General features: G+C 69.7%; 10 protein-coding genes. 8 read left to right on the top strand and 2 right to left on the bottom strand.

Annotation, left to right across the window (positions count from 1 at the left end):
- Positions 1–93: 93 nt before the first annotated feature.
- Positions 94–1,581, bottom strand: coding sequence for a glycosyltransferase (locus ACIBQX_RS30110; RefSeq protein WP_397010328.1), 1,488 nt, complete (start codon positions 1,579–1,581; stop codon positions 94–96).
- 156 nt (positions 1,582–1,737) lie between these two features.
- Here ACIBQX_RS30110 and thrC point away from each other — a divergent pair, with 156 nt between their 5' ends.
- The 3 genes from thrC (at position 1,738) to rho (ending at position 6,403) form a co-directional block, all read left to right on the top strand.
- Positions 1,738–2,796, top strand: coding sequence for a threonine synthase (gene thrC / locus ACIBQX_RS30105; protein ID WP_397010326.1), 1,059 nt, complete (start codon positions 1,738–1,740; stop codon positions 2,794–2,796).
- A gap of 165 nt (positions 2,797–2,961) precedes the next feature.
- Complete coding sequence (gene thrB, locus ACIBQX_RS30100) at positions 2,962–3,870, top strand: homoserine kinase (protein WP_397010324.1); 909 nt, start codon at positions 2,962–2,964, stop codon at positions 3,868–3,870.
- 460 nt (positions 3,871–4,330) lie between these two features.
- Entirely contained in the window at positions 4,331–6,403 is a 2,073-nt protein-coding gene (gene rho / locus ACIBQX_RS30095) for a transcription termination factor Rho (protein WP_397010322.1), read from the top strand.
- Positions 6,404–6,466: 63 nt separating this feature from the next.
- Here the strand turns inward: rho and ACIBQX_RS30090 are convergent, their stop codons facing one another.
- A complete protein-coding gene (locus ACIBQX_RS30090; protein WP_397010320.1) occupies positions 6,467–7,507 on the bottom strand; it encodes a hypothetical protein in 1,041 nt (346 codons plus the stop codon).
- Between the two features lie 221 nt (positions 7,508–7,728).
- Here ACIBQX_RS30090 and rpmE point away from each other — a divergent pair, with 221 nt between their 5' ends.
- The 5 genes from rpmE to ACIBQX_RS30065 form a co-directional block, all read left to right on the top strand.
- Positions 7,729–7,947 carry a 50S ribosomal protein L31 gene (rpmE, locus tag ACIBQX_RS30085; RefSeq protein ID WP_397010318.1) on the top strand — a complete coding sequence of 73 codons (219 nt, stop codon included), beginning with the start codon at positions 7,729–7,731 and terminating at the stop codon, positions 7,945–7,947.
- 92 nt (positions 7,948–8,039) lie between these two features.
- A complete protein-coding gene (gene prfA / locus ACIBQX_RS30080; protein ID WP_397010316.1) occupies positions 8,040–9,095 on the top strand; it encodes a peptide chain release factor 1 in 1,056 nt (351 codons plus the stop codon).
- Positions 9,092–9,946, top strand: a complete 855-nt coding sequence (gene prmC, locus ACIBQX_RS30075) for a peptide chain release factor N(5)-glutamine methyltransferase (RefSeq protein ID WP_397010314.1) — start codon at positions 9,092–9,094, stop codon at positions 9,944–9,946. The genes prfA and prmC overlap by 4 nt, the downstream gene beginning before the upstream one ends.
- 1 nt (position 9,947) lies before the next feature.
- Entirely contained in the window at positions 9,948–10,604 is a 657-nt protein-coding gene (locus tag ACIBQX_RS30070; protein ID WP_397010312.1) for an L-threonylcarbamoyladenylate synthase, read from the top strand.
- Positions 10,605–10,690: 86 nt separating this feature from the next.
- The coding region (locus tag ACIBQX_RS30065) for a hypothetical protein (protein WP_397010310.1) at positions 10,691–11,178 on the top strand (488 nt) is incomplete at its 3' end.

The raw sequence follows: 11,178 nt of genomic DNA, 5'->3' as shown, positions 1-11,178 counted from the left end.
CCCTGCACGAGCCCGGCCTCAGGCACGAGCCCTGAGGCACGGGGTCCGGCCTCAGGCACGAGCTGGGCCTCAGGCGCGGAGCCCGGCTGGTGGTCAGTTGGGGCGGAGCGCGGACTTGAGGCGGCCGAGCAGGGTGCGCTCGCCGGTGTCCGCCGGCGCGGTGGCGGCGAACGGCTCCGGGGCGGGGGCCGTCACGGCCGGCGCCTGTGGCGGCGCCGGCTTCGGCCAGTAGCGGTCCGGGGGCACATGCCGTACGCCATGGGTGGTCTCGATGATGTCGTCCAGGTCGTCGCCGAGGTCGGCGAGCAGCTCCGCGCGGGCCAGCGCGGAGGTTCGCTCCAGGCGGGCGGTGCGGCCGTCGGGCAGGTCCACGATCAGCACGCCCGTCAGGTCCTTCTGCACCGTCTCGATCATGCGCTCCAGCGTCGCCCGGTGCAGTGGCACGTCCACCGGTCCCCGATAGCGGAACGGCGTGGGCGCGGGCGTCGGCGAGGCCTCGTCGATGAGCCTGATCCGCTCGTCGTGCGCGAAGACCTCCCGCAGCACCCGCAGGTCGAACCAGGGGTCCTCCAGCACCGAGCGCCGCCCGTCGCGCAGCAGCGACCAGGGCGCGACCAGGGTCACGACCACGTCCTGCAGCTTGCCGTCGAGCGCCGCGGACACCGCCTGCCGCACCACCGACTCGGGGGTGTCGGCGATGTCCAGCACGATCTCGACGTACGGGACCAGCCAGTGGCGGCCCCGGTCCTTGCGCAGGTCGCGGCGGAGCGGGATGCGCTGCGCGAGGTGCGGCTCGACGGCCCGTACGGCGCGTTCCCGGTCGCGATGCTGGGCGGGCAGCCCCAGGTGGACGGCCTGGGCCTCCAGCTCCGGCACGAACACCACGCCGTGCATGGCCAGCCGGTAGGCGAACTCGGTGTCGCCGCCGCGGGTCACGCCCGGGTCCAGGCCGCCGACGGCGTGGAAGATCTCTCTCGGCAGGGCGATGGTGGGCCCTGTGCACACGTGGTAGGGATTGCGGCTCTTGCGCAGGCCGTCGGTCTTGGCGATCGTCGCCTCGGTGGAGCTCCCCGGGGCGTGGGCCAGGTCGAACACCTCGCCCAGGTGGCGGGCCCGGTAGACCTCGCCGGGCGTGAGCGGCGGCGTCTCGACGAACTTCTTCATCCCGATGGTGACCAGATAGTCGGTCACGTGGTGCCAGCGGGCCATCGCCTCGATGTGCTCGCGGCAGGCCACCATGTCGGCGTCGAGCCGTTGGATGATCTCGCCGTCGGCGGCCTTCACGCCGGTGTTGACGGCGTTGGAGATGCCCCAGCCGGTCTCCGGCCGGACGATCCGGATGTTGTCCGGCCGCAGCTCCGGCAGGCGGATGGGCGGCTCGCTGCCGTCGTCCACGACCAGGACCTCCATGAGATGGCCCGGGTACGTCTGCGCGGCGAGCGCCGCCAGTGTCAGATCCAGGTGCGGCCCGCCGTGCGCGGGAATGACCACGCTCACGGACAGGGTGGGCGACCAGGCGCCGAGCTCCGGTGGAACCAGAGCGGAATAGTCGTTCTGCGGCATAGCAGGACGCGCGTTCATCGTGAGACCCCCTGCGACGAACCCTAGCGAGAGATGCTGAGATTTTCCTGAATAATGACGTTCTTGAGGGCTCTGTCCACGCACTGGACTCGGCTCCGCGTCCACCCTGCCGACCCCGTACACTCGGTGCCCAACAGCGCAGGTAGGGAGACATCAATGAGCAGGTCCTGGCGTGGCCTCATCGAGGAGTACCGCGATCGGCTTCCGGTCACCCCGAAGACGCCCGTCGTCACGCTGCTCGAAGGCGGCACCCCGCTGGTGCCCGCGCACCGCGTCTCCGCCCTCACCGGATGCGACGTCTTCCTCAAGGTCGAAGGCGCCAACCCGACGGGCAGTTTCAAGGACCGCGGCATGACGATGGCCATCAGCAAGGCCGTCGAGGAGGGCGCCAAGGCGGTCATCTGCGCCTCCACCGGCAACACCTCCGCCTCGGCCGCCGCCTACGCCGTGCGCGCCGGCCTCACCTGCGCCGTCCTGGTGCCCCGAGGCAAGATCGCCATGGGCAAGCTGGCCCAGGCCCTCGTCCACGGCGCCACGCTCCTGCAGGTCGAGGGCTCCTTCGACGACTGCCTGGAGATGACCCGCAAGCTCTCGTCGAGCTACCCGATCGCGCTGGTCAACTCCGTCAACCCGTTCCGGCTGCAGGGCCAGAAGACCGCGGCCTTCGAGATCGTGGACACGCTCGGCGACGCCCCCGACATCCACTGCATCCCGGTGGGCAACGCCGGCAACATCTCCGCCTACTGGATGGGCTACCAGGAATACGCCACCGACGGCGTCTCCACCAAGCGCCCCCGCATGTTCGGCTTCCAGGCCAGCGGCGCTGCCCCCATCGTCGACGGCGCGCCGGTCACCCACCCGCACACCATCGCCACCGCCATCCGCATCGGCAACCCCGCCTCCTGGCAGCTCGCCACGGCGGCCCGCGACGAGTCCGGCGGCGTCATCAAGGCCGTCACCGACCGTCAGATAGCCGCCGCCTACAAGCTGCTGGCCCAGGAAGAGGGCGTCTTCGTCGAGCTCGCCTCGGCGGCCAGCGTCGCCGGCCTGCTCCAGGCGCACGCCGACGGCCTCGTCGCCCCCGGCCGGCGGATCGTCTGCACGGTCACGGGCAACGGGCTCAAGGACCCCGACTGGGCCATCTCCGGCGCTCCCGCTCCGGTCACGATCCCCATCGACGTGCACGCGGCCGCCGCGGCTCTCAACCTCGCCTGACCATGCGGGCGGCTGCCGCCCTCTCGGCGCGTGCGTGGCTTACGTGATGGTCCTTCTCGCGTGTACGGATGCCGTACGAGATGGGTGGGTTCATGTACGCCCACAGAGAAATTGACCGCAGCTTCATAGAGGAATGACGCGGACAATGGCGAGAAAGGCTCAGGAATGACGACCGTTCACATCCGCGTGCCGGCGACGTCGGCCAATCTGGGGCCGGGGTACGACGCCCTGGGGCTGGCGTTGAGCCTCTACGACGACATCGACGTCTCGATCGCCGACAGCGGCGGCGTGGAGGTCGTCGTGGAGGGCGAGGGGGCCGGGGAGCTCGACACCGGTGAAGGGCATCTCGTCGTCAAGGCGATGCGCCGGGCCTTCGACCGGATGCGGACGCCGCAGCCTGGCGGGATTCGGTTGCGGTGCCATAACAGGATTCCGCACGCTCGCGGGCTGGGCAGCTCGTCCGCGGCCATCTGCGCGGGGATCCTCGCGGCGCGGGCCCTGGCGCATGACGGCGACCTGACCGACGATGAGGTGTTCGCGCTGGCCGACGAGATGGAAGGGCACCCGGACAACGTCGCTCCCTGCCTGGCCGGCGGGCTGACGATCGCCTGGACGCAGCACGGCGGCACACCACGTATGGTGAAACTGGTACCCGATGCGAGCATCCGGCCCGTAGTGATCGTTCCGGCGACGCGGCTGGCCACGGAGACCGCCCGGGAGCTGTTGCCGAAGGATGTGCCCCACAAGGACGCCGCCTTCAATGCCGGCAGGGCCGCGTTGCTGATCGCCGCGCTGACCCAGCGGCCTGAGCGGGCGTTGCTGCTCGCCGCCACGGAGGACCGTCTCCATCAGGACTACCGCGCGCCTGCCATGCGCGAGAGCGCGGATCTGGTAGAACGTCTGCGTGCAGTGGGCGTGCCCGCGGTCGTTTCGGGAGCGGGTCCCACGATCCTTGCGTTTTCAACATCGGATTCGCAGGATTTGATCGCGCCAGAAGTGGGTAATGACTGGCACATCCAGCTAATGGACGTCGACCCAGTTGGTGCGAACGTTCAGGTTCCCGAGACACGCTGATGCCTCTTTAGACCTTCAGGGAATAGCCGTGTGCGCTGGTGATGTTAGGCTGATAGCCGCACCAGATGCCCCCTTGTTGGGTGCGCGTGCTTGTCAGCCGTACATCGCTGCATCATGCTTCACGTCGCGAGGCGTGAGCAGCGCGGCTGTCTCCCCGGAATCCGTTGCCTCCGGTTGGCCCACACCCGGTTGGCCCAACGTGAGGCGGCGACGACGGGGATCTACGCGTTCGAATCACCTCGACATCTGGCTGGCGGCAGCAATCTTAGGGGTTGTCATCCACTCGTCACCGTCCTGTGGCGGCCTGGACGAGCCCCTTGCCAAGAGTGGCGACCGTCCCCAGCGGCGGCCGAAGATCGCAAAAGTGCACCCCGGTTCGGTCTGTCCCGCCGGATCGCAAGCACATCCGGGACGCCCGGCGAATGAATCCGGCGCCCGACCCCTGGGAAGGACCTTTTAGTTGAGCGACACCACCGAACTCCTCTCCGACGCACCAGGCACACCTGCTGCGACCGGCGACACCCCCACCCGTGCCGCGGCCAAGCCGCGTGCGCGTCGCTCCGGCACCGGCCTGTCCGCCAAGGTGCTGCCCGAGCTGCAGAAGATGGCCGCCGAACTGGGCATCAGCGGGACCGGGCGCATGCGGAAGAGCCAGCTCATCGCGGCCATCCAGGAGAAGCAGGGTGGCGGCACCGGGGACGGCGCGCCCGCCACGGCAACCGCGACCGAGGCGCCTGTCGCCGCCGACGCGGCTCCCGCCGCGGAGCGGCCCACCCGCACCCGTCGGGAACGTTCCCGCACCAAGACCGTGGAAGAGCCGGTCGCGCAGGCCGCCGCCGAGCCGGTGGTCACGGCCGCCGAGCCCGTCGTGGCTCCGGCCGAGCCGGTCGTCGAGCAGGCCCCGCAGGCCGCTCAGCCCACGCAGTCCACCGAGACCCCGCAGGGTGACTCGCGTGGCGACCGTGGCGAGAGCCGCCGTGAGCGTCGCGGCCGTGGCGAGCGCCGTGACCGCGGCGAGCGTGGCGGCAACGACCGCGCCGGCGACCGCGGTGAGACCCGTGGCGAGAGCCGCGACAGCTCCCGTGACGGTGGGCGCGACGGACGTGACACCCGTGACAGCCGTGACATCCGTGACGGCGGCCGCGACAGTGGTCGTGACGGCGGTCGTGACGGTGGCCGTGACAGCGGTCGCGACGGCGGCCGTGACGGTGGCCGTGACGGGCGTTCCGACCAGCGCGAGCGCGCTGCCGACTCCGGCGGTCGTGGCAACGACCCGCGCGGTGGCGGCGACGACGACGAGCGGGGCGGACGCGGGCGCCGGGGCCGCTTCAGGGAGCGCAACCGTGGCCGCGGCCGCGAGCGCTTCGACAGCAGCGAGCCCGTGATCGGCGACGACGACGTGCTCATCCCGATCGCCGGCATCCTCGACATCCTCGACAACTACGCCTTCGTCAGGACGAGCGGTTACCTTCCGGGCAGCAACGACGTTTACGTCTCGCTCGCCCAGATCCGCCGCAACGGTCTGCGCAAGGGTGACGTCATCACCGGCGCCGTCCGTCAGCCGCGCGACGGCGAGCGGCGCGAGAAGTTCAACGCCCTGGTCCGCCTCGACACCGTCAACGGCATGGACCCGGAGCAGGCCCGTAACCGGCCGGACTTCAACAAGCTGACGCCTCTCTACCCGCAGGACCGCCTGCGCCTGGAGACCGAGCCGAACATCCTCACCACGCGGATCATCGACCTCGTCTCCCCGATCGGCAAGGGCCAGCGCGGTCTCATCGTCTCGCCGCCCAAGGCCGGTAAGACGATGGTGCTGCAGTCGATCGCCAACGCGATCACCCGCAACAACCCCGAGTGCCACCTCATGGTCGTGCTCGTGGACGAGCGGCCTGAAGAGGTCACCGACATGCAGCGCTCGGTCAAGGGCGAGGTCATCCACTCGACCTTCGACCGTCCCGCCGAGGACCACACCACCGTCGCCGAGCTCGCCATCGAGCGCGCCAAGCGCCTGGTGGAGCTGGGACACGACGTGGTCGTGCTGCTCGACTCGATCACCCGTCTGGGCCGCGCCTACAACCTGGCCGCCCCGGCGTCCGGGCGCATCCTGTCCGGTGGTGTCGACTCCACGGCCCTCTACCCGCCCAAGCGCTTCTTCGGCGCCGCCCGCAACATCGAGAACGGCGGCTCGCTGACGATCCTCGCCACGGCCCTGGTCGAGACCGGGTCGAAGATGGACGAGGTCATCTTCGAGGAGTTCAAGGGCACCGGCAACATGGAGCTCAAGCTCAACCGCTCCCTGGCCGACAAGCGGATCTTCCCCGCGGTGGACGTCGACGCGTCCGGCACCCGTAAGGAAGAGATCCTCATGGCCAAGGACGAGCTCCAGATCGTCTGGAAGCTCCGCCGCGTGCTGCACGCGCTGGACATGCAGCAGGCTCTGGAGCTGCTTCTGGAGAAGATGAAGGAGACCTCCTCCAATGCGGAGTTCCTCCTCCAGGTCCAGAAGACGACCGTGAGCAACGACCGCGACTAGCGCGCGTCTCGTGACGAAGCGGCGGGGGAGAACCCCCGCCGCTTCCTCGCGTTCCGGGCCGTTCTACCGCACGTCCACCAGACGCTGCGGTGACAGGGCCGCTCGGGTGCTCCGCGTGCCCGGCGACGTGACGCGGAAGTAGCCGTCGGTGCCGGCCTTGAAGGACTTGGTGTACTTGCCGGACCGGTTCGTCCTGGCAAAGGCGACGAGCTTGTACGTCCTGGTGCCCTTGGCCTTGAAGTGGACTTTCAGTCTCTTGCTCACGTACGGCTCGGCGCCCCGGTAGGCCTTGCCGTACACCCGGAAATACCTGCCCTTCTTCACCTTCTTGGCCGCGCCGATCGTGACCCTGGCCCGAGTCTTCCCCGAGACGCCCTGGGCGGCCGCCCGCACGGTGAAGGGCGCCACCCCCTTGAGGACCTCCCCGCCGCGCGTGGCGTAGATCTCCAGTGTCCACGCGCCGGCGGTGCTGTCGTCGCCGAAGTAGGCCGTGCCCCGGTGGTAGCCGCCGGGCTCCAGGGCCAGGTTCCCCAGGTCGTAGTACTGGCCGCCCCTGTCGCTGACGAGCTTGGCCGACACCATGCCGGAGCCCTCGACCGTGGTCTCGACCGAGACCTTCACGTCCTTGCCCCTGACCAGCGGGACGGGGTCGGGGTCGACGGAGGCGGAGGTGATGCGCTGCTTGCCGGCCACCCTGACGGTGAAGTCGTTGGTCCGGGTGGTCTGGCGGACGACGCTGACCGTCAGCTTCCAGCGGCCGGCCGGGTCGTGCTCGCCGATCGTCCACTTCCCGGTGACGACGGCCTCGCGCTTGAAGTCGAACGTGACCGGCCGGGCGGGCTTCCCCGGCGCCGCGATCACGCCGGTGACCTTCCTGACGGTCATCGGGTCCCGGAGCTTGAGCGTCACACCGGCTCCGGCCTCGCCCTGGACCGGAACGTACGCATTGGCCGAGACATCCCCCATGAAGTCCGGCCCCGAGTCCTGCGCGGTGGTCAGCGCGTGCTGTGAGGCGTACGCGCCGGTGGCGGTGAGGCCTGAGCCTCCGAAAAGAACGGCGACCCCCGTGGCGGTCGCGAGCAGCGACCGCACCCTTCTCTTCATCAGATGAAAGATCCTTAGTCGGTGAAAGTGATGCTTGGTGCGGCGGAGCCTAGTGTGACCGCCGCGACCGTCGCCATAAACACCGGGGGAATGGCTGGTGGCCCTGGGTGGTTGAACCATCTGGCACACTGGTAGCTGACCGATTTCGCGGTTCCGGCTCCCGCCCATGCGCATCTGACGCACCAGCTGGCGACCCGGCGACCGCACCCGAAAGGACAGCCATGAAGCGCGACATTCACCCCGACTATCACGTCACGCACGTCACCTGCACGTGCGGCGCCACCTTCACCACCCGCAGCACCGCCAAGAACGGCGTGATCCACGCTGACGTGTGCTCCGCCTGCCACCCGTTCTACACGGGCAAGCAGAAGATCCTGGACACCGGTGGCCGAGTGGCGCGCTTCGAGAAGCGCTTCGGCAAGAAGCCCTCGGGCAACTAGCTTCACCGACGCCGATCCGGACGCACCCTAGCGTGCGCCGGGTCGGCGTTCTTGGTGAAAGGCCCGCTCACACGCAAGACGAAGGATGCACGGTGAACCTCGACGAGTTGCTCAAGGAGTATTCCGAGCTGGAGTCGCAGCTCGCCGATCCCGCCGTGCACGCCGACCAGGGCAGGGCCCGCACGCTCGGCAAGCGATACGCCCAGCTCACCCCGGTCGTCGGCACCTACCGCGAGCTGGAGGCGGCCCGCGACGACCTGTCCGCCGCCAAGGAGCTCGCCGGTGAGGACGAGGGGTTCGCCGAGGAGGCCGCCGAGCTGGAGAAGAAGCGCATCCCCCGGCTGGAGGAGCGGCTCAAGCACCTGCTGATCCCGCGTGATCCCAATGATGACAAGGACATCATCATGGAGATCAAGGCGGGCGAGGGCGGTGAGGAGTCCGCGCTGTTCGCGGGTGACCTGCTGCGCATGTACCTGCGCTACGCCGAGCGCATCGGCTGGAAAGCCGAGATCATCGACAGTCAGCCCTCCGACCTGGGCGGCTACAAGGACGTCGCGGTCGCGATCAAGGCCAAGGGCGACGACGGCGTGTGGTCCAGGCTCAAGTTCGAAGGCGGGGTGCACCGCGTGCAGCGGGTGCCCGTCACCGAGTCGCAGGGCCGCATCCACACCAGTGCCGCAGGGGTGTTCGTCTACCCCGAGGCCGAGGACGTCGAGGTCCAGATCGACCCCAACGAGCTGCGCATCGACGTCTACCGCTCCAGCGGCCCCGGCGGGCAGAGCGTCAACACCACCGACTCCGCCGTCCGCATCACCCACCTGCCCACCGGCACCGTGGTCTCCTGCCAGAACGAGAAGAGCCAGCTGCAGAACAAGGAGTCGGCGATGCGCATCCTGCGCGCCCGGCTGCTGGCCATCGCCCAGGAGCAGGCCGACGCCGCCGCGCAGGCCGAACGCAAGTCGCAGGTGCGCACCGTCGACCGTTCCGAACGCGTACGCACTTACAATTATCCCGAGAACCGTATTTCCGACCACCGGGTCGGCTTCAAGGCGTATAACCTCGACCAGGTTCTCGACGGTGAGCTCAATGCCGTCACCCAAGCCCTCATCGACGCCGAAATGGCGGAGAAGCTCGCACAACACTCATGACATTTCTGCTGGACGAGATCGCCCTCGCCACCGCGCGGCTGGCAGAGGCAGGTGTGCCGTCCCCGCGCACGGACGCGGAGGAGATCGCGGCATTCGTCCACGGCGTGCGCAGGAGTGAGCTGCACACCGTCAAGGACGCCGACTTCGACGCGCTGTTCTGGGAAGGCGTCGCCAGGCGAGAGGCGCGCGAGCCGCTCCAGCACATCACCGGCCACGCCTACTTCCGCTACCTCGAGCTCGCGGTCGGGCCCGGCGTCTTCGTCCCCCGCCCCGAGACCGAGGTCATGGCGGGCTGGGCCATCGATACGCTGCGCGCCATGGACGTCACCGCGCCCATCGTCGTCGACCTCGGCACCGGCTCGGGCGCCATCGCGCTGTCCATCGCCCAGGAGGTCGCGCTCTCCGAGGTGCACGCCGTCGAGGTCGACCCCGACGCCTACGGCTGGGCCAAGCGCAACATCACCGAGCACGGCCAGGGCCGCACCCACCTGCACCCCGAAGACCTCGCCGAAGCCCTGCCCGAGCTCAACGGCAAGGTCGACCTGGTCATCTCCAACCCGCCCTACATCCCGCCCGGCGCGATCCCGCGCGACCCCGAGGTCCGCGACTACGACCCCGCCCGCGCCCTCTACGGCACCGGTGACGACGGCCTCGGCGAGGTGCGCGCGGTCGAGCGCACCGCCCGCCGGCTGCTGCGCGCCGGCGGCTGGGTGGTGGTCGAGCACGCCGACGAGCAGGGCAGGTCGGTATATCTCACGTTCCCGGAGGACAACGGCTGGCGTGACGTACGGCTCCGCCAGGACCTGACCCGAAGGGACCGCTTCGTCACCGCCAAGCTCGGCCAGGACTAGGATGCACGCCGTGGGGAAAAGCTTTGACTGCACCGACCTCGAACAGCGGGCCGAAGGCCTGGTCGAGGCGACCGCCGCCGTCCGCCGCGGCGAGCTCGTCGTGCTGCCGACCGACACCGTCTACGGCATCGGCGCCGACGCCTTCACACCGGCGGCGGTGACCGCGCTGCTGGAGGCCAAGGGGCGCGGCCGCGACATGCCGCCGCCCGTCCTCGTCGGCACGGTCAGAGCCGCCAGCGCGCTGGTCGAGGACCTCGGCCCCTACGGCCAGGACCTGATCGACGCCTTCTGGCCGGGCCCGCTCACGCTGGTCTGCAAGGCCAACCGGGCGCTGTCGTGGGATCTGGGCGACACCAAGGGCACCGTGGCGCTGCGCATGCCGCTGCACCCGGTCGCGCTCGACCTGCTCAAGGAGACGGGCCCGATGGCGGTCTCCAGCGCCAACCGCACGGGCTCCGCCGCGGCCGTCACGGCCGCGGAGGCCCAGGAGCAGCTCGGCGAGTCCGTCGCCGTCTACCTCGACGGCGGCAAGACCACCGACAGCACGCCGTCCACCATCCTCGACCTGACCACGGCCGTCCCCCGCCTCCTCAGAGCGGGCGCGATCCCCGTCGGCAAGCTTCGCGGCATCATCGGGTACGTCGCCACCGACGAGTGACGTATACCGTCTGCTTATCCCGGCTGCGCGGGCGGCCGGCTCGACATTACGGTGAAGCCCGGAGCAGCGACGTCCGGGAGTGACCCATGAGCAAGTTCGACGGCATGGATCCCAAGCTGGTCCGTGACCTGCTGGGTGAGGCGAAGCGGGCGGCGGAGGAGCTGCGCAGGGTCGAAGGGCGCGTCGGCCAGATCATGACCGGCGCCGGCCTGGCGACCCAGACCACCCACCGCCCGGCCCAGGTGGCCGACGCGGCGGACAAGATGGTCAAGGACGTCACGGCCCGGCTGGGGGTGCTGGAAAAACGCGTCGCCGACCGCGACACCACCCGCCCGTCGACCGCCGACCCCAAGCAGAACGGCTACGACAACCCTCCCACCGACACCGGCAAGCCCGAGGGCAAGCCGGACGGGAAGGTCGAGGACGGTAAGCCGGACGCGAAGACCGGTGACGGTAAGCCGGACGGGAAGGTCGAGGAGGGTAAGCCGGACGCGAAGACCGGTGACGGTAAGCCGGACGGGAAGGTCGAGGAGGGTAAGCCGGACGCGAAGACCGGTGACGGTAAGCCGGACGG

Source organism: Nonomuraea sp. NPDC049714 (assembly GCF_044465295.1).
Taxonomy (GTDB): Bacteria; Actinomycetota; Actinomycetes; order Streptosporangiales; family Streptosporangiaceae; genus Nonomuraea.
The sequence above is the reverse complement of the archived record's forward strand: the minus strand, read 5'-3'. Positions and strand labels throughout refer to the sequence as shown.